This window comes from Chitinophaga polysaccharea (genome assembly GCF_007829335.1).
Taxonomy (GTDB): Bacteria; Bacteroidota; Bacteroidia; order Chitinophagales; family Chitinophagaceae; genus Chitinophaga; species Chitinophaga polysaccharea_B.
This window is the reverse complement of sequence record NZ_VIWO01000013.1, coordinates 21,398-40,689: the sequence shown is the minus strand read 5'-3', so window position 1 is coordinate 40,689 and position 19,292 is coordinate 21,398. Positions and strand designations below refer to the sequence as shown.

Sequence of the window (19,292 nt, the reverse complement as noted above, 5' to 3'; positions counted from 1 at the left end):
CACCAGGAACCGGCTACCATCTATTTTGCGGTAAAAAAGCGCAAAGATACCCCGTTTTAAGCTCCCCGGCAAGGAATTATTTCCCCTTATCCAGCGCCATTTTCAGGGCAAGACTTCCGAAAATGCCCGCCATAAACCACTTTTGCGTTTTCACCCACCGGGGATTGGCCGCAAACCAGCTCGTCACCCGGGCGGCAAATAATATGATGATAAAATTTACAGAGATGCTTACACAGATCTGGGTGATGCCCAGCATAAAACTCTGGGCAAGCACCGACCCATAGGCAGGCTTAATAAACTGGGGGAAAAACGACAGGTAAAATACTGCCACTTTGGGATTGAGCATATTGGTAAATAACCCCATACTGAATAACTTCATAGGGGAATCGGCAGCTAAGGTCCGGGTGTTGTCGAATAATCCCTTCCCTCCCGGCTTTACCGCCTGCCAGGCCAGGTAAAGGAGGTAAAGGCTGCCCGCCATTTTTAGCCCGGTATAGGCGAAGGGAACAGCCAGCAACACGGCTGTAAGTCCAAATGATACCAGCGTAATGTGAAAAAGGAACCCGCAGGCCACCCCGGCCAGGGAAATCAGCCCCGCTTTCTTGCCCTGTGTTACGGAGCGGGAAATTAAATAAATCATATTAGGCCCGGGCACTAATACCATGAGCAACGCGGCAAACGCAAATAATAAGAGTTGACTGATCGGTAACATGATACGCAGATAAAGAGGTGGTAAGGTACAAATAAAAAAAGCCACCCCATGCCAGTTCAGGAAATAGCCGTACTTTAATAGCCAGTTTATTGTTTCAACCTGATCTATATGAAAATACCCGCGTTGTTAACCATGCTGCTGGCCTTTATTGTAACAGGCCATGCACAGCAACTGGACTCTCTCAAATACCCGAATGGTTATCTTTACTTTCATACCTATGGCGCCGGAGCGCCGGTAATTGTTTTGTCTGGTGGCCCCGGCAACTCTTGCTTGCAGCAGGAAGAAGTAGCCATAGAACTCAGCAAAAAATACCGCGCCATTTTACCGGAACAACGTGGCACCGGTTTATCGATTCCCGTACCATTTGATAGTACCACTATTACCCTGCAATCGGCGGTGGAAGATCTGGACCGGTTGTTACAACATCTTCATCTTAAACAGGCCGTTTTTTACGGTCATTCCTGGGGCGCTATGCTGGCCATGAGCTTTGCCGCGAAGTACCCCGATAAGGTACGCGCACTGGTACTGGTAAATCCCGGCTATTACAAATTTTCGCCCGACCTGCTCACTACGCATGTCAATAACCTGCGCTCCCATTTAGGTACTGCAGATTTGGTATTATGGGATTCACTGGGCAAAAAGATAGAAGCGGGTAAGGGAACAGCCGCAGATTCTGTGTTGTATAACCGAACCATCCGGCTTGGTTATATTTATAACAAATCGCTGATCGATAGCTTTATGGCAAAGATCTATGCAGCAAAGCCCAATGGGACAATGCAGCAGCTCATGATCAGCGATCTGAACCGGGTGCATTACGATCTCAGTAAAAATTTATTTCATTATAAAGGCCCGGTACACATTATTGCCGGCGCCCAGGATGCACTGGCGTTTTATACGTATGAACTGAAAGTAATCCGCCCTGCCATACAATTGTACTGGATCCAGCAATCCGGCCATTTTCCCATGTTTGAGCAACGCACTGCATTTAATAAACAACTGTGGGCCGTAATGGCTGCCTGGCCATAAATGGAAAATTATCAGCACTAAATTCGTATCTTCTGGCGCTATATCATCCCGATATTAGCACAGTAGACCGGCATTGCGCAAAATACCCCGTATTAACACCGACATATATTGTAAAAAACGTTTCAAAAACAATGCAACTATGAAAGTAGGTATTATCGGATCCGGCGACGTGGGACAAACGCTGGCCACCGCATTTTTAACTGAAGGACATGAGGTAATGCTGGGTACCCGTAACCCGGATAAAGAAGAAGTGAAGAACTGGAAGAGCAAAAATCCGAAAGGCCAAACCGGCACCTTCGAGGCTACTGCCCAATTCGGTGAAATGCTGGTACTCAGTGTAGCCGGCAGCGCGGCAGAATCGGCCGTACAACAGGCCGGCCTGTCCAACTTCGCCGGTAAAGTGGTGATCGACACCACCAACCCCATTGCAGCCGCACCGCCTGAAAGCGGGGTGCTGAAATTTTTTACAGAGCAGAACAGCTCCCTGATGGAAAAAATTCAGGGCCTTATTCCCGAAGCCAGCGTGGTGAAAGCTTTTAATAGCGTAGGGAATGCGCTGATGTACAAACCGCAGCTGCCGGGAGGAAAGCCTACCATGTTTATTTGTGGTAATAATGCCGCCGCCAGGACAACGGTAACGGATATACTGACGGCCTTTGGCTGGGAAACAGAAGATATGGGCACTGCGGTAGCCGCCCGCGCCATAGAACCGTTATGTATCCTGTGGTGTATACCAGGCTTTTTGCAGAATAGATGGAACCACGCCTTTAAATTGCTGAAGCCGTAGTCGCCACCCCACTAGATATCCATAAACTCCCAGGCACTCTGGTAAGCGTTTTTACTTTCTGCATAGCTGATAAAGCTGGCATAAAATCCAAACCCCGACAGGGTGCCGCTATCACCTATTACCACCAGCTTCTTACGGGCGCGTGTCATGGCAACGTTCATGCGGCGGGTATCCGACAAAAAGCCGATGTTGTTTTCCGTATTACTCCTGGTCATACTGATATATACAATATCCCGCTCCTGTCCCTGGAAGCTGTCGATGGTATTCACGGATATTTTATCAGCATAAGGAAGCAGCGTCGGTGAGTGCTGAAGCTGTTCTTTCAGTAACTGTATTTGTTGTTTGTAGGGAGAAATAACTGCCACCGTAGGAAAATCTTTCGGCTGGTAATACGTGCCCAATGAGGCTACCAGCTGGGTGAGATGTTTAAACAGGAATACGGCTTCTTCCGGGTTGGTGGTACTGGTGCCTTCCAGCTTTTCATCAAAGCCGCAACCGGCGGTATCTACAAACGACAGCGGACTGTCTTCCGAAAATAGCAGGTGGCCGGCCACGGAGGCATGTGCTTTCAGTTTATCTCCGTAAAAAATACGCGAAGAATATCCCATAATGGTTTCATGCATGCGATATTGTTCCTCCAGCAGGGTAACGCTTTCGGGGTATAACGCGGTACACTTTTCCAGCAGGGTGGTACTTAGTCCTTTCCGCGCCGCTTCGTCCGACTTAATGGTGGGCGACAGCTGACAATGGTCGCCTGCCAGTACTACCTTTTGTCCTTTCAGGATGGGAATCCAGCAGGCCGGTTCCAGTGCTTGCCCCGCTTCGTCGATCACCACAGTATGATAGCGCTGATTTTTTACAGTATAGTGGTTAGCCCCTACGAGGGTAGCGGTGATGACCTGCGCTTTGGTAATGAGGTCGTCGATGATATATTGTTCGGTATTACCGACTTCCTTCATAATTTTGCGGGCTTCGTCGAACAGGGCTTTGCGTTGTTCCCTTTCCGCCTTGCCGAAGTTGCGCTTGTATTTGTGGGCCATGTCCCTGAATTCGTTGGCCTGTTTTTTCAAACGCTTAATTTCCTTTACACTGGGGTGCTCCGATACTTTGCTGTCGAGCGTGAGCGACATGAGTCGCTCAGATACCCGGGCAGGGTTGCCTACCCGTAATACATTGAGTCCTTCTTCCGACAACTTTTCGCTGAGCAGGTCTACGGCCGTGTTGCTGGGAGCTACTACCAGTATCTGCCGGCCATCCTGGCGGATAAGTGCCTTAATGGCCTGTACCAGCGTAGTGGTTTTACCGGTGCCGGGAGGGCCATGTACGATCGCCAGGTCATTGGCAGTCAATATTTTTTGAACCGCCGCCTGTTGAGAGGCATTCAATGCGGGATTGGTATAAGGTGGCAGATCGGTATGAAAAGCGGGCGCCATTTCCCCGGTAAGGATTTTCACCAGGCGTGCGCTGGGGTCCTTGTCGGGTAAGGCATCCGCCTGTTTAAGGGCAGCCTGCATTTCATCGTAGCTGTTATCGTCAAACAGCAGGTCTATACCCAGTTTGCCGTCGTTGGCCCAATCGGGCAGCTCATCGGTGCGCAGGGTGATTTTCAGCCGGTTGCCGCTCTGGTAGGAGATGGTACCGTCTAAATGGTCGTCTTTGCGGTTATGATTGGAAAACAGCACGGCAGAGGCGCCAAAACGGAGTTGATGTGGAATATCCTGGTGGGTAGTGCGTTCTATTTCAACGGTGAGGTAGTCTCCCCGGCTCATTTCAGACCCCCTGATGGCAATAGGATACCAGCTTAGCCCATTTGCCCTGCGTTCGGCTACAGACGTGCTTTCGGTCATTTGCTGATAAGATTTCCGGTCTTCTTCCCGCTCCGTTTTGAGCAAATCAAGCTGCTTTTTGAAATAATCCATGGCGCAAAGGTAAGATGTTCTGCTTTGTCGCAATCGGCCATTAAGAATGTCGGATTCCCCCAGCAGGAATCCTGGAGAATCGATCTAAGTTTGTATCGTCAATCACACACAAGAAAACAAACAAAAAAATTAAATGTATGGAAACTCAAACATTGTATATGAACACAAAGAACCCTTCTAAAAGCGCCAATATTACCGGCTGGGTTATTACCATCCTCTGCGTACTGTTCCTGCTGGTAGATGCAGTGATGAAAATAGTTAAAGCGGCTGCTTCTGTACAAGGCAGCGCACAGCTGGGCTGGCCTGAAACCCAGGTACAGGGCATTGGCATCGTACTGCTGCTGGCTACTATCCTGTATGCCATTCCCCGTACGGCCGTATTGGGAGCTGTATTTGTAAGTTGTTACCTCGGTGGGGCCGTAGCCGTTATGAGCCGGTTAAACGCGCCTTATTATTTCCCTATTGTTTTTGGCATCCTGATCTGGGTGAGCCTGTTCCTGCGTATTCCTGCCCTGCGCATGCTTTTTCCCCTGAATAAAGCATAAAGCTGAAAGCAAAAAGCATAAAGCAAAAAGCCATTGAAGCGAATAATCTTTGCGAATATGTAAATCGCATTGGTCATTGCCTCAATGGCTTTTTGCTTTACGCTTTTTGCTTTATTTTTGTAGGGATCCTGTGAGCCGAAATGAAAATCTCTATGCGTAACGCATTACCAACAATACGCCTTTGCCAGCCTTTCGACACGCATCATCCATATTCATTCAAAAATTGTCAGCCCTATGAATCACTACACAGCCGGAAACGGCACTCAACAAATTAAGTTAGCTGTTGATATCTCTACCAATGGATTTGCCTGGACACGATGTTTTTCCATTGCGCCAGACAACACCAAATTGCCCATACCGGATGCAGTATCGGACGCTTCCGGCGATATCAATACCATGGCAGTCGGCAGCGCCAAAAGCCTGCAGGGTAGCTTTGTACACATCGTTACCAAAATAGAACTGTTTTGGGACGATATCGATACCCGGAAGATTGAATTCGGGAAGATAGGCACCCGCTATACACTGGATGGCGGTACAGACGGACGCAAAGAGTTTACTACACCGGACCAGACCCTTAACGCCAACGGCGATTTTACCACGATCTATATTTTGATGACTATTAAACTGGACTAATCATGCCGTTATATAAACACCTACTAATAGGGCTGTTGACGATGGGGGCCAGTCAGCAGCTTTTTGCACAGGAAACCACCGCAGATAAACTCAGCATACCCCAAACCAGCGCTTTTAAGCTGGTAGATGTATCGCCTACCCTGATTGAGTCTCCCGCTACGCCTAAGGCTTTCGGTGTATCGGTATTACAGAGTTTTGCGGGAGATGGATGGCCGCAGAATTATACCGCCCAATTTACACCGTACTGGTGGGCACTCCCCAAAAAGCGGGATGTCTTCCGCTTTATAGGTGTAAAAAGAGATACCAGTCACCCTGCCGCCGCCTGGAAAATGCAACCTTTTTCTGCCCTGCAATTCACCAATATTTCGGTGGCCTTTATCCGGAAAGATATGATCCCGGATACTTCCGGGCTGTCGCAAAAAGTATTTTCTATTGGCTTTCACTCCACCCTGGTAAGGGCTTACCGCAGCAGTTACGCTACCCGCCTGCACGCCCTGGTAGATACCCTCACACAAAAGCAGCAAGCCGACATACTGGATGCCGTGAGCTCCGATCCGGCCTATGATGCCGCGGTTACCAGCGGCGATACAGCTACGATCGCCCGCATTCTCCGGCAGTATACCGCCCGCAAAAATGAAGCGCTGACTGCCCTGATGACACGGGTGAAAAACCAGCTGACAGAAAAACCGCTTTTTCAATGGGATATTGCCGGCGCCTATGCTACCTACGGCATTGCGGATACTACCTGGAAAACAGGAAGGGTAGGAGTTTGGACTACTTTGTCACTCAATACGCCGCTCAATTTTGATGCAGCGGTACCCAATACCAATTACCTCAGCATAGCCGCCTATGGCCGGTATATGTATGATGCTTATGCATTGGAGAAAGGTATGGTAACGGGCTCCAACAGCTTCGACCTGGGCGGACGCCTGTCGTTTGAATTTGATCCCTTGAGTTTCGGCGTGGAAGCCGTTTACCGCAAGTACGCAGTGGATGAACACCTGAAATCGCAGCGGGTGGTGGGGTACGCCAACTACAGGATCGCAAAGAATATCTATATCAATGGCGCCTTTGGCAATGACTTCGGATTGGATAAATCCCGCATTCTCGCCATCTTTGGTATCACCCTGGGATTTGGTAACGAAAAGCTGGACCTGGGCCAGCTGCCACCGTTGCCCTGAGTATCCCCGGTATACGCTACCTGCCATGGGCACACACCACAGCAGGTAGCGTACACCGCTTAGGCCAACGCCACATAGCGCCTGCTCTCCGGCCGCAACGCCCAGGATATTATGGCAAATGCCAGGAATAACAACGGGCCTATCAGCTTTACAGCACTATCGCCTACCGCCAGGTGGGAAAACGCCGCCCCGCTCAAATCAAATACTGCCCCTGCATAAGCCCATTCCTTTAATCGTGGCTGCCCCGGTATCGCAATCGCAATGGCTCCCAATACTTTCCATATACCCAGGATCATAGAGAAATAAACAGGATATCCCAGGTGCGTCATCCCTGCTATGACCGCAGGTAGCCGGAGAACATCGCCTACCCCGCCGGATCCCAGCTGGAAAATAACAAGTGCAGTAGCTATCCAGTAAATAATGATACGGGCCTGGTGTTTTTTTTGTTCTTTCATAGCAGATGTTTATGGAATAAGAACTGACACCATCGGAATTGGACAGGTTAAACAGATTTTTTTAGGTAAGCTGATCTATTTTCTCCCGGATACCTTGTTTTTCTGCATCCGTTTTAGCCAGGTCGTATGCTTTTTGCAGACTGGATAAGGCTTTGGCATTATCTATCTCTTTATATAGTTCGCCCAGCAACAAGAAGTAAAAATGATTATTTGTCAGCTGTAATTTCTCTGCTTCAACTAAAGCCGCTTCCCGGCCATTGGCTTTATACAGGGCGAAGGTCCTGTTGAGCGCTACACTGGGGGAATAATTGATAAGTAATAACTGGTTATAGAGTTGAAGGATTTCTTCCCATTTTTCAGGGCTGTCTTCTTTGATACAATGCCAGTAGGCAATGCGCGCTTCCAGGTGATAAGAGCTGATTTCCTGGCCCTGGGCCGACAATCCCAGGAAATGTTCTCCCTGGTGAATGAGTGCCTGGTCCCACAAGGCTTCGTCCTGCGCTTCATACAATACCATAGTATCATCGGGCGCCTGCCGGGCGCCGAACCGGGAGGCATGGAAACACATGAGGGCAATCAGGGCGTTGGTGGCAGGCAAATTGGTCGCCTCATATCCGGTGAGCATAAGTCCTAGCCGTAATGCTTCCACACACAGGTCTTTCCGCAAAATCTGGTTCTGCGTCTGGGAGTAATATCCTTCGCTGAAAAGGAGGTAAATGATGTGCAATACGTTGTCCAGCCGCTTCACAATTTCATGCTCTGGAGGCAGCTCCATTTTTATTTTTTCAGTGCGTAGTTTTTCCTTGGCCCGGAACAACCGTTTATTGATAGTTTCTTTATTGGAAAGAAATGCTTCGGCAATTTCTTCAATACCAAAACCGCAAAGGATGCGCAATGCCAGCCCAATCTGTGCTTCGCTGGCAATGGCGGGGTTGCACACCGCAAACAACATTTGCAGCTGGCTGTCTTTAATCTGCTGAGGCGAAAACTCCAGTGCATCGCCTTCGGTACTTTTTTCGTTTCTATAGGTAATTTCCGGTAACACTTTCTGTTCGTAAATTTTATTTCTCCGGAAATGGTACAACGTTTTTTGTTTGGCTACCATATATAACCAGGCAGTGGGATTGGCCGGCATCCCTTTTACACCCCAGGTTTCGGTGGCCTGTAAAAAAGTTTCGCTGACAATATCTTCCGCCAGTTCTATATGTTGTAATCCATACAGGTGGCTGATAACAGCTACCATCTTGGCAAATTCCTGTTGAAATAAATATTTGAGTGAAGCGGTTTCCTTTTCCATATAATATGACAAAAACCACTCCCCGGAAAGAGTGGATTTTTGTGAAGAGATATAATCTTTTATTGCATGATAGCCCTGATTTCTACGCTACCATTGGCATCCAATGCAGGACAGCCATGCGCCAGTGTAGTAGCTTCTTCCAGGGTATCGGCTTTTACAATCATAAAGCTACCCAGGCGTTCCCTGATTTCAACAAAGGGGCCATCGGTGATTACGCCACCAGCTTTCAATACCTTACCATCGGTTTCCAGCCGGCGTCCGGTGGCGCTCAGTTTACCCTGGGCGGCAATACCGCCTACCCAGTCGGCCCATTTTTTTCCAATGGCCTGCATTTCTTCTGGAGTAGCCTGACTGTAATCGTAACTGGGTTGGCGGAATATTAACATGAACTCTTTCATGACGTATTATTAGTTTAAATAGTGAATGAATGTACGATTAAATTATTAGTTGGCTTTTGCGGTAAACATGCCTGGTTGATAATTGCCGGCTACCGGACGGAAAGCAATATTAATGCGGTTATAGCCACTGATAGTGATGGCAGCGATGGTTAAGTCGATCAGCTCTTCTTCAGAAAATTCCTGGCGGGCGGTTTCATATACATCATCCGGTGCCTCGTTGGCGTTGATGGCTTCTACCCAGGCAAAAGCGGCGCGTTCGCGTGCGGTATATACGGGTGATTCTTTCCAGGCCGGCAACATATACAGGCGTTGCTCTGTTTCGCCCATTGCACGTAAATCTTTGGAATGCATATCCAGGCAATAAGCGCAGCCGTTTACCTGTGATATCCGGAAATAGATCAGGTGGAGGAGAGGTTGTTCAATGCTGGATTTACCCAGGTACATGCCTAAGCCAAATAATGCTTTCAGTGCGGATTGTCCTTTTTGCAGATAGTTAATTCTAGGTTCCATGATGTCGTTATTTAATTATTGAATGTTTGTGTTTATACTTCAATAATGCTCGGGTAAATCCGAATTGGACATCTTGCCGGAAAAATTCTCAATTTTTTTTTATTTTCCTTGTAAATCCCCTACAGTACAGCACTTTAATTTTCCAATAAAGCTACTTTTACCGCCATACCATCCATTTTTTGGTTGGCTTCATCGGCAATAATGGCATTTCTGCCGGCCCATTGCATTAGCGTGGTATTGTGCTGGCCAGCGGCAATCTGCGCTATGCGGAAATAAGTATATGCCAGTAACTCCGGTACCCGCGATGCACATTGCAGGGCGCGTTGATAATAGTCCAGGGCTTCTGCAGGTTTATTCTGTGTGCTCGTGATCCGTCCCAGCTGATACAACAGCGAAAATTCCACCCCCGCGGTGTCATGGGCAATACCTTCTTTTAAATAAGAATGTGCCAGGCTGATCGCTTCATCGTCCTTACCATCCATCCGCAGGCGTAGCACCCGCCCTGGTTTCGCCTGGGCATAGGCTATCCGGGCCAGCGAATCCTCCCAGTGCAATACCTTAAAATAAGGATCTACCTGCACCGATGCTACAGCGCTGTTTACCGGCAGCTGAAATGTTTCACTACGGGCGACGATGCTAATGTTTTCCATAGACTGATGCCCATCTTTATAAGTAACCAGTACTTCCAGCGGCAGCTGGTAAAGGCTGTCTTTTTGGGTAATGGTTAGCTGGAGATGATTACCTTGTTGTTGCCACTGCTGCTCCCAGGCCGGCGCCCCGGTACGTTCGAACCATTGCTGGTAAAACCATCGTAAGCTGCTGCCATGGGCGGTAGCTATTTCCTGGAGGAACTGGTCCCAGCTCAGGCCATCGCGACTGTATTTGTTGCCGATGGTTTGCATGGCTTTGTGAAAAACAGGTTTCCCTACTACATTAGATAATAATTCCAGCGCCAGGAATCCCTTACTATCTCCCAATGTATGGCCATTGCCGCCGGTGAGCGCCGACAAAGGTTCATCATTGCCCGCTGCCACATTTTTAAGATAGCCCAGCCCGCTCTGATCGCGGAGGTAACCGGCGTACCCGGTTTTCCGGTAATAAATGGCATGTGCACTATCAAAATGGCTCACTACCTGCAGGGAGCCATACTGCGCCATGCCTTCCGACAACATGTCGGCGCCGCTACTGCCCTTCGACAGGATCTTGTTACCCCACCACTGATGTCCTATTTCATGGCCAAAAAGGGCATAGTTAAATTCATGCAGTGCACCAGTGGGCATCACCACCCCACCTAATACACTGGCGCCACCAATACCAGTACGTTCCGATACGGCATCGGGAAATTCAATGATGGAAAAATTAGGTATCGTTAAAGGACCAAACAGGGTGGTGAGATAATCCAGTACCATAGCGGCTTGCCGGGATAGCTGGCTGCCATTTACACTTTTACTGAGACTATAAGTATAAAAGAGATACTTGCCCTGGTATTCCTGCCGGGTATAGTGGCCAATATATAGTGAGAAGATATCGGGCTGATCGTACCGGAATTCGGTCGTTTGTCCCACGGCCGTTGAACCGGCGGAGCTCATCCTGCTGGCAGCCATCACGGGCGTAAAGCCGGCAGGCGCGGTTACCCGGATAGTGCCGCTGCCCCGTATAGCGTTGTCGGTACCATCGGCGGCGCGTGTCATCACCTGTGGGTACCATGCAGAGCCATATCCACCGGCCATGCAGAAGCTGCTGTCGATGTAAAACTGGAAAGCCGGTGCAGCGCCCCTGTCCAGGGTATAGCTAAAGCGCAAGACCGTACCTTCCGGTAGCGGGCGGCTAAACCGCCAACGATAAACAATATCGCCGGATTCGTTGGTGCTGGTGTCCATGGAGGCATTCCTGCCTTCCAGCTGCAACCTGGGATGGCCCTGGCCCCGGCTCATCACGATGGTGACGGTATCAGTAGCAGGTGTACTGGTAGCAAACCGGAGGTGGCCTGTTACCAGGAAAGCTTTCTTTTCCGGATTAGCCTGTACCTGCAACTGGTAACTAAGCTGGCGCTGGGCACATAACCACAGGGGACATAACAGGAACAGCAAAAGGATAAGTCGGCGCATCTTTTTTAGTACAAAGAAAAAGACGGATCACCAATAAAAATGGAACCAGATTAACTATTCAGGAGTTTCCTGAATTGATACGGCGTACTGCGATAATGCCGGCGGAATATCCTTACCAGGTGGGAGGCGTCCGAAAAGCCGGTGGCGAAGGCAATATCGGCAATGGGAAGCGCAGTGGTAAACAACAGGAACATAGCTTTCTTTACCCGCATTTCCAATTGATATTCGCCGGGCGTCATGCCTTCTTTTTCCCTGAATGCGCGGGCCAGGTAAATAGGATGTACATAAACCCGGGAAGCGAGTGAATGAATGGTGTGATGGGTATCAAATTCGTTTTCCAGGATAGCCTTTGCTTTCGACAACCAGGGTAGGCGGGAAGGGATTTTAACAGCACTTACATCCGACAGCCAGTCCAGGACATATTCTTCAGGCATGCTGCTGGAAGGATCCTGCAGAAAAGAATATAACAGCTGGTACAGATACTGGAAGGTGCCCGTTTTGTACACTGTTAGCCTGGAGGGTAATTGTTGTGATGGCGCCAGCTCCTTTAACCCGGGATATTTAAATTCAATATTCAGGCATCTGCCGGGAATGGCGTGGAACCGGTTGGCATGTGTATAGCCGGCAGGGCGGAACAGTACTTCTCCGGGTAGAATGGCTTGCTGCCGGCGACCCGCCACCTCCTCATATCCACCACTGATCAGCAGGCTGAGGTACGCATTTTCATGATAGTGATCATGCAAGTGCGTATTGGGCTGATATGCGGTGATATTCAGCTTGAAAAGCGCTGTTTCATTAAACTGCTGCTCCTTACCAAAATAATGTCCGGCAGAGAGAAGGATACTCATAAGGCTGGCCGGTGAAAAAATAGCAGTACCGGCAAAACAAATATACAGGAAAAACAGCCGGTTTCGTCACAGCATTTGCTGCTTTCACCACATGTGAATGTTATTTTGATGTAAGCGCTATAATATTGATCATCCTTATAAAATCATATTTATGCGATTACTCATTACGGGAATAATATGCCTGCTGGCAGCGGCTATCCAGGCTCAAAACCGGGATATAGCCCTGAAGGCTTATTTCGACAGTATTTCTGTTCACCATCTGTACGATGGAAATATTGTCCTGGCAGAAAATGGGCATAAGGTATACGCTTTTTCCGGCGGATACGCTAACTATGCTACCAAGCAACGTAATACCATCGCCTCCCGTTTTAACCTGGCCTCCATTTCAAAAGTATTTACGGCTACGGCTATCCTCCAGTTAAAAGATAAAAAGCAACTGAGATTGGAAGACCCGGTGGCCCGCTACCTGCCGGCATTCCCCTTCCCCGGTATAACGATCCGCCACTTGCTAACGCATACCTCCGGATTGCCTGACCTGGAATTATATGAAGAAACGGTTAAACAGTATCCTGATTCGGTGATTACCAATGCTGCCGTACTACCCCTGCTCCGGCAATGGAACAAAGGTCTTTATTTTACGCCGGGTGATCAATTCCGGTATTGTAACACCAACTTCACGTTGCTGGCCCTGATCTTAGAAAGGATCACCGGCAGCACATTTCCTGTCTATCTCAAAAAATATATTTTCAAACCTGCCGGTATGACGGATACTTATGTAGCGGTATACGGCAGTAGCAATTTCCAGGATAGCCTTCGTGTAAAACAACAGGTAAAACCTGCATTCTATGACTCCGTATATACAGATGCGGTGCAGGTAATGCGTTACAGGTATAGTGAATATAATAACCAGGCAAGCATAGGGCCATCCAACGTAGTCACTACAGTAGACGATATGATAAAATTCGATAACGCTTACTTTAATGGAAAACTGTTGAAGCAGTCTACTATAGAAGAGGCTATTACCCCATTAAAGCTCAATAATGGCAAAGTATACACGGAGCATATGGATACTATGCTGGGAGAAGGAACTGGGCAGTATGGTTTGGGTTGGGATATATTTATACAGCCAGGTTATGGAAAAGGCGTGGGGCATGGCGGATTTAAATTTGGATTAGCCACATTTTACTATCATCAACTGGAGCGCAAACAGGTTATAATAGCTTATACTAATGGCAACAGCCGCTTTGGGGAAAATGTAACCTCTTGTTTTTATATATTGAATCACCGGCCACCTATGCCACTGTATTTTAAAATGTCTGTCGTGCGGGCATACGCCCTGGCACTGACCACGTTCGACGCCAACCATGCAGCTTGTATGCTGCATCTTTACAAAGCAGATACTTCCCATTATTATTTTAGTACCTGGGAGATGAATATGCTGGGATATGATTTCCTGTACCAGTCTGCTGCCCAAAAGCACCAGCAATGGTCGCTGGAAACATTTAAACTGAACACTTTTCTGGATCCAGGTAACTTCAATGTATACGACAGCTATGGGGAAGCATTGCTGGAAGCGGGCTACCGCGAGGATGCTATCAGGATGTACAGGAAATCCCTTGAATTGAACCCTACCAGCCCGGATGGGTTAAAGGCGATGAAGAAATTGGGTCTACTTTAATCATTATAAAAACAGGCAGCCGGTTATTTTCCAGCTGCCTGTTGTACATAGGGGTGATATATAAATGGTTAGTAACTCACGGAGATGCCTATATTAAATGCCGCGCCTTTGCCCTTCGCATAAAACCCTGGAATCATAAACCACTGCGATCTTGCAGGGAAGTAATCGGCATTGAAGAGGTTTTCAACACCCAGTGTCAGCAAGGTGCTGCGCGAAACGCGGTAACTGGCATTCAGGTTAAAGAGATGATAGGGCTTTACGATACCTTCATAGCCTTTGTACAGTCCGCTGGGCAATTTTTCAAAGCGGTCCCGTTTCATAATACCCGTATAATGCAGCTGTACTTCCAGCGTATTCAGCGGACGATAGCTGATGCTGCCGCCTATTTTAGGCGCAGCAATACGGCGGTTGTTGAGGTATACATCGTAGTGACTGGCGCGCCCGGTATCGGCTTTGCCCTCTGCATAGCTGAAAGTGGCATTCAGGTCCAGTTTACTGAGCGGGCGGTATTGTACCGCTGCTTCAAAACCGTATATACGTTCCGGTGTCCTGCTTACCACGAATAGATCGGTTTTGGTATCGTATACCATTTCAGCGCCCAGCCTGGAGGTGCTGATAAAGCCGGTAAGTTCAAAACGTAATTGCTGCATTTTACTCACAAATCCCAGTTCATAGTTATTGACCTGTACAGCTTCGGTATTGATTTTCTTTAAGTCATTCACTTTGGCGTCGCGGAGTGCCAGGCCTACGTCAGATACGGAAAAGCCCTGGGAGAAGCTGATATAGGGGGAGAAGAGAGGAAGGCGGTTATAACGAACGCCTACGTTGAACAGGGTAGCGGTATAGTTAAGATCTCCGCCTTTTACGGCAAAGCTGGGCGTTATCGTAGCACCGCTGGCGTTAGTAATACGTAACGTCGTATAATCGTTCACACCTATTTTCACGTTCTCGATCCGGATACCGCCTTTCACGATAAGGTCATCCATCAAAGTCCACTGCGTTTCTGTGAAAGGAGCGATGTTGAACATATTCATCTCCGGTACCCATACCCGCCCATCTACCAGTGGCTGGGAGGTAATGTCGTTTACCAGGTCGGTACCATAAGACAAACTGCCTTTGTTACCTACAGGTGAATTGAACAGGAAGCGGAATCCCTTTTTCTTTGATAAAGTATGCGATTGTCCATCGCCGCCTTCAAAGCGCCCCAGGGATACGTAAAAGATATCATCGCGCGATTCGTAGTAAGCATCGGTTTGCAGGCTGGTGCCGCCAATAAGGCTGTCGGCATGCCAGGAAAGCTGGAGATTATGGTTGCCGTTGATACCGGTAGGACTGCCGGCCTGTTTACCCAATACGCCGGTAGCCGGTTTGCCGGTGAGATAATCGCCATTTACCAGGGTATACTTGGAGTTTTGCAGGCTGCTATACAGGTTATACATGAGCTGAATATGGTGGCGGCGATTGGGCGTATATCCCAGCTTCACAAAGGCATTGTAGCTATCGGTTTCTCCCAGGCTGTAGTTAGGGCCTACCAGTTGTCCTTTGGCATCTTTCCATTCACCGGTACGTTCATACACGCCGTTTACCACGTAATCAAATTTACCGGACTTTCCGTGCAACAACTGCCCTATACGTCCACCCACACTGTTTTTGAGGCCAGCGAGCGATCCGGTAAGGTTTACACTCGTTCTGCCCCCGATGGCTTTATCTTCTTTGGGAGTCAGGGTAATATAGTTGATTAAACCACCGGCAGCGCCGTTACCATAGATAGCGGTAGCGCCTTTGATCACGTCGATGCGCTCCAGCACAGCCGGGTCAATAGAGCGCAAATCTACTTCTCCATTGCGCAGGGGAGTGGATTGCGGGATACCATCAATCATAATGAGTACGGATCTTCCGCGCAGCGACTGCCCCACATTACTGTTGGTTTGGGCAGAAGGCGCCAGCCCGGGGACTTCATTGGCCAGTATCTGGGTAATATCGGTGGTAACCGCCATGTTGTCTTCCAAGGTTTTACGGGACAGCACCGTTACAGACGACGGGATATTGTCAAGCATTTCTGGTTTACGGCTGGCAGATACTACTACTTCTCCCAGCTCCCGGGAAGCAGGTGCCAGCAGCCAGTCGACCGTTTGCTCCCCTCCGGCCTGCAGCGTTTTGGACTGGGTATCATATCCCATTAAGGAAGCCGTTAACACTATCGCGCCGGATTGACTGGTTTCGATATTGTATTTTCCATCCTTGTCTGTATAAGCCGCGGTAGCGGTACCCTTAATCTGCACCATGGCGTACCGGAGGGGGGCGCGCCCTGAACGCACTACGCCATTAATAACGGTTTGCTGGGCAGAGGCTACTAAAGAAAAAAGACAGGAAAATAAAATAGCTACGAATAGGTTGGTTGAAGTTGACATGTGTTCCGCTGAAATTTTTTGCAAAGTTAAGAGAGGGAGAACACAGCGGCGATCGTATCGGGAATTTGATTTATAGAAATGGGAAAATTTATTTAACTTATGAGTTTACTTTTCCTCCTGACATAGGGCTGTCGCAAAGCCGGCTTACGTTTGTATCATCAAATTAAAAAACATGGAGGCAGATATTCAAACACTTTACCAGTCAGCTATTGGCACTGTACATAATTTCCTGTGCCAGTGCCGGCAGTGTAAAGTGTCGGGTAAAGAATACCAGGAAACATTTTCTATTGCTTATATCCGCAAAGGCAACTTCCGGTTTAAAGTGTTTAGAAACGACCTGGATGCTTATAGCGGTTTATTTCTCCTGTGTAAACCTGGTTATGAGCACCAGGTGGCGCATATACATGATATTCCGGACGAATGCACTATTTTTTCTTTTCCGGCAGAAAGCGCGGCGCTGTTACAGGAACAGGCCGCCGGGTTTGACTGGTTTTTTCACAACCCGGATATACAGTCGGTGCTGGTAAAAGCTACGCCTGAAATGGAACTGCTGCATCAGCATATTTTCCACCTGCTTGGAAAGCCACATTATCCGCAACTATGGGTAGAACAGCTGATGACAACACTCTTTTTACGGGTATTATCGGCGGGGAATGATTTGAAATGGCCGGTATTGAGTGATAAACAAAAAAGAAATTATTTGCCGGTGATAGAAACCGTAAAGGCGTTTATCCACGAAAACCACACCGACGTCATTACCTTGCCGCAACTAGCGGCATTGGGACACTTGAGCCCTTTTCATTTTAACCGGTTATTCAGGCAGGTTACCACCACCACACCTTATCATTATTTATTGCAGGTGCGGTTGCAACAGGCACACCTGCAATTGCGCCATACCAATCTGCCGGTCACAGACATCGCTTTCTCCTCCGGCTTCAACAGCCTCGAACATTTTTCAGCGGCCTATAAAAAACAATTTGGAAAATCACCATTAGCTACCCGCTGTTAAAAAGCGCAATTTTCCTTAAATAGATGGGATAGCCGCCGGTTAATTTTGTGGTATCAAATCAATAATTATGAAAACGCAATTATTAACCACCCTGGAAAATGCCAGGAATTATACCCTGGGTGTGGCAGCGGCGATGCCGGCAAAGAACTACGATTTTAAACCTGCAGCCGAAGTATTCTCCTTCGGAGAGTTGTTACATCATATCGGTTATGGCATCGGTTGGTGGGAAGAAAATTTTATGCGGCAACAATCGTCCGACTGGAACCCGCCGGCCCCTGCTTCCGGTAAGGAGGCAACGATGAGTTATTTAGAGGGCGCTTTTGCTGCATTGAAAGAAAGCGTGGAAAAGCATGCCACTACTGATAAAGCGATAGCAGGATTTTATGCTACTATCGATCATATTACGCATCATCGCGGACAGGCTACTACCTACCTGCGTTGCAGAGGTATTGTGCCTCCGGAATATATTTATTAACCTATAATAGCTGTTTTATGCCAGTGTACTATGTAAATAGTTATGATATTACCAACATGGAGGAGTATGCCCGGTATGGCCCGCCGGTAGCGGAATTGTTGAAGAAATATGGTGCTGAAATATTGGCGGCCGATCTGCAGGCTATTGGGGTGGAAGGTAGCCCCAGAACGATGAATGCCATTATCAGATTTCCGTCGGAAGCAGCAGCGCTGCAATGTTACAGCGATCCGGAATACCAGCCCCTGAAAGCTATCAGGTGGAATTCCTGTAGTAGTGGAAGCATGATCCTGGTACATGGACTATAAAGTAAGAGCAATGGACATTCCATTGCTCTTATTGCTTTAAATAAAGTTGTTTATAAATGTTAAAATAATATCTATTTGTGCGGAAATAAATAACCTTTTTGGTATAAATATAGCCCCATGGCGAAAATAGCTTATGTCTGCCGGTCGTAAATAATGGAAACCAGGTTTTCGGGAAGTATATTTTCTGTATTTTACATTTTGTATCCAATGGTATTGACTGGTTTTTACCATTATACCTGGTAATTCAACTTGTTATTTCTAAAATTGCCCGGCATCAGAAATGAATCTGAATGCCGTTGAACTGGGGTTTTTAAAGAGGATGGATAATAATTCAGGACATGAACTTGCACTTTTCCGCCAGATCGCAATGGGCGATGAAGCTGCGTTTGCGTCGCTGTTTCATTTGTATGTTCCAAAAATAAAGCCCGTAATCACCCAGATTATCCGGGTAGAAGGACCAGAGAAAGATATTATCCAGGAGATATTCCTGGGCATCTGGTTAGGAAGGGAAAAATTGAACGAGGTAGCCATGCCCCATAACTGGATCTTTAAGATGGTCTATTTTCGTTGTTATACCTGGCTGCAGCGGCAAGGGACCAGAAATAAGGCCGTACATATCCTGGGTCTTGAAAACCCGCTTGTTTCCAATTTTACGGAAGAAAATCTATCTTTCTCAGAAACTGCGATGCTGGTAAAGCAGGCCATCCAACAACTCCCGCCCCAGGCGAAGAAAATTTATACGCTAAGCAGGGAAGGAGGGCTGAAGATTACCGAAATAGCCAGTCAATTAGACTTATCTCCCCAAACAATTAAAAATTCCCTGGTCCGCTCCCTGAAATCCATCCGGGAATTCCTTATAGAACATGGAGTTATCCTTCCGCTCATCCTCCTGGAGATGGGAGTTTTATTTTTTTGTTAAAATTTTTTTATCCCGATAGGTACTATCGGTTATTTGGCGGTACGTATAAATACAGAGGGCTGTTTTTTCCATGTTT

Annotated in this window: 19 protein-coding genes; 10 read left to right on the top strand and 9 right to left on the bottom strand. The window is 47.8% G+C overall.

Annotated features, from left to right (window positions below):
* Positions 1 to 76: 76 nt before the first annotated feature.
* Entirely contained in the window at positions 77 to 712 is a 636-nt protein-coding gene (locus FHW36_RS28365) for a LysE family translocator (protein WP_145674531.1), read from the bottom strand.
* Positions 713 to 820: 108 nt separating this feature from the next.
* Here FHW36_RS28365 and FHW36_RS28360 point away from each other — a divergent pair, with 108 nt between their 5' ends.
* Both FHW36_RS28360 and FHW36_RS28355 read left to right on the top strand, forming a co-directional pair.
* Positions 821 to 1,738 carry an alpha/beta fold hydrolase gene (locus tag FHW36_RS28360; protein WP_145674528.1) on the top strand — a complete coding sequence of 306 codons (918 nt, stop codon included), beginning with the start codon at positions 821 to 823 and terminating at the stop codon, positions 1,736 to 1,738.
* 139 nt (positions 1,739 to 1,877) lie between these two features.
* Entirely contained in the window at positions 1,878 to 2,525 is a 648-nt protein-coding gene (locus FHW36_RS28355) for an NADPH-dependent F420 reductase (RefSeq protein ID WP_145674526.1), read from the top strand.
* A gap of 11 nt (positions 2,526 to 2,536) precedes the next feature.
* On the opposite strand, the gene FHW36_RS28350 is transcribed toward FHW36_RS28355, so the two are convergent.
* Positions 2,537 to 4,444 carry an AAA domain-containing protein gene (locus tag FHW36_RS28350; protein ID WP_145674525.1) on the bottom strand — a complete coding sequence of 636 codons (1,908 nt, stop codon included), beginning with the start codon at positions 4,442 to 4,444 and terminating at the stop codon, positions 2,537 to 2,539.
* 158 nt (positions 4,445 to 4,602) lie between these two features.
* On the opposite strand from FHW36_RS28350, the gene FHW36_RS28345 reads away from it, so the two are divergent.
* The 3 genes from FHW36_RS28345 to FHW36_RS28335 all read left to right on the top strand — a co-directional run bounded on the left by FHW36_RS28345 (position 4,603) and on the right by FHW36_RS28335 (position 6,803).
* The gene (locus tag FHW36_RS28345) at positions 4,603 to 4,989 is read left to right on the top strand and encodes a DoxX family protein (protein WP_186452650.1); all 387 of its coding nucleotides are present in this window, start codon (positions 4,603 to 4,605) and stop codon (positions 4,987 to 4,989) included.
* A 234-nt stretch (positions 4,990 to 5,223) separates the two neighbouring features.
* Positions 5,224 to 5,622, top strand: coding sequence for a hypothetical protein (locus FHW36_RS28340; protein WP_145674521.1), 399 nt, complete (start codon positions 5,224 to 5,226; stop codon positions 5,620 to 5,622).
* A gap of 2 nt (positions 5,623 to 5,624) precedes the next feature.
* Positions 5,625 to 6,803 carry a hypothetical protein gene (locus tag FHW36_RS28335; protein WP_145674519.1) on the top strand — a complete coding sequence of 393 codons (1,179 nt, stop codon included), beginning with the start codon at positions 5,625 to 5,627 and terminating at the stop codon, positions 6,801 to 6,803.
* Positions 6,804 to 6,862: 59 nt separating this feature from the next.
* Here the strand turns inward: FHW36_RS28335 and FHW36_RS28330 are convergent, their stop codons facing one another.
* The 6 genes from FHW36_RS28330 to FHW36_RS28305 all read right to left on the bottom strand — a co-directional run bounded on the left by FHW36_RS28330 (position 6,863) and on the right by FHW36_RS28305 (position 12,419).
* Positions 6,863 to 7,258 carry a DoxX family protein gene (locus FHW36_RS28330; RefSeq protein WP_145674518.1) on the bottom strand — a complete coding sequence of 132 codons (396 nt, stop codon included), beginning with the start codon at positions 7,256 to 7,258 and terminating at the stop codon, positions 6,863 to 6,865.
* Positions 7,259 to 7,319: 61 nt separating this feature from the next.
* A complete protein-coding gene (locus FHW36_RS28325; RefSeq protein ID WP_145674516.1) occupies positions 7,320 to 8,555 on the bottom strand; it encodes an RNA polymerase sigma factor in 1,236 nt (411 codons plus the stop codon).
* A 59-nt stretch (positions 8,556 to 8,614) separates the two neighbouring features.
* Entirely contained in the window at positions 8,615 to 8,953 is a 339-nt protein-coding gene (locus tag FHW36_RS28320) for a YciI family protein (protein WP_145674514.1), read from the bottom strand.
* 45 nt (positions 8,954 to 8,998) lie between these two features.
* On the bottom strand, positions 8,999 to 9,463 hold the full coding sequence (locus FHW36_RS28315) for a carboxymuconolactone decarboxylase family protein (protein WP_145674512.1): 465 nt from the start codon (positions 9,461 to 9,463) through the stop codon (positions 8,999 to 9,001).
* A gap of 134 nt (positions 9,464 to 9,597) precedes the next feature.
* Positions 9,598 to 11,571: a M1 family aminopeptidase gene (locus tag FHW36_RS28310; RefSeq protein WP_145674510.1), complete on the bottom strand. Its 1,974-nt coding sequence runs from the start codon at positions 11,569 to 11,571 to the stop codon at positions 9,598 to 9,600.
* A 50-nt stretch (positions 11,572 to 11,621) separates the two neighbouring features.
* Entirely contained in the window at positions 11,622 to 12,419 is a 798-nt protein-coding gene (locus tag FHW36_RS28305; RefSeq protein WP_145674508.1) for a helix-turn-helix domain-containing protein, read from the bottom strand.
* Between the two features lie 151 nt (positions 12,420 to 12,570).
* Between FHW36_RS28305 and FHW36_RS28300 the strand changes: the two genes are divergently transcribed.
* Positions 12,571 to 14,097 carry a serine hydrolase domain-containing protein gene (locus tag FHW36_RS28300; protein ID WP_145674506.1) on the top strand — a complete coding sequence of 509 codons (1,527 nt, stop codon included), beginning with the start codon at positions 12,571 to 12,573 and terminating at the stop codon, positions 14,095 to 14,097.
* Positions 14,098 to 14,165: 68 nt separating this feature from the next.
* On the opposite strand, the gene FHW36_RS28295 is transcribed toward FHW36_RS28300, so the two are convergent.
* Positions 14,166 to 16,508 carry a TonB-dependent receptor gene (locus FHW36_RS28295; RefSeq protein ID WP_145674504.1) on the bottom strand — a complete coding sequence of 781 codons (2,343 nt, stop codon included), beginning with the start codon at positions 16,506 to 16,508 and terminating at the stop codon, positions 14,166 to 14,168.
* Positions 16,509 to 16,680: 172 nt separating this feature from the next.
* Between FHW36_RS28295 and FHW36_RS28290 the strand changes: the two genes are divergently transcribed.
* From FHW36_RS28290 to FHW36_RS28275, 4 genes are all read left to right on the top strand, one after another.
* Complete coding sequence (locus tag FHW36_RS28290) at positions 16,681 to 17,517, top strand: helix-turn-helix transcriptional regulator (RefSeq protein WP_145674502.1); 837 nt, start codon at positions 16,681 to 16,683, stop codon at positions 17,515 to 17,517.
* 67 nt (positions 17,518 to 17,584) lie between these two features.
* Positions 17,585 to 17,992, top strand: coding sequence for a DinB family protein (locus tag FHW36_RS28285; RefSeq protein WP_145674706.1), 408 nt, complete (start codon positions 17,585 to 17,587; stop codon positions 17,990 to 17,992).
* 17 nt (positions 17,993 to 18,009) lie between these two features.
* Positions 18,010 to 18,297: a DUF1330 domain-containing protein gene (locus FHW36_RS28280; RefSeq protein WP_145674500.1), complete on the top strand. Its 288-nt coding sequence runs from the start codon at positions 18,010 to 18,012 to the stop codon at positions 18,295 to 18,297.
* Positions 18,298 to 18,577: 280 nt separating this feature from the next.
* Positions 18,578 to 19,216, top strand: coding sequence for an RNA polymerase sigma factor (locus tag FHW36_RS28275; RefSeq protein WP_145674498.1), 639 nt, complete (start codon positions 18,578 to 18,580; stop codon positions 19,214 to 19,216).
* Positions 19,217 to 19,292 lie beyond the last annotated feature (76 nt).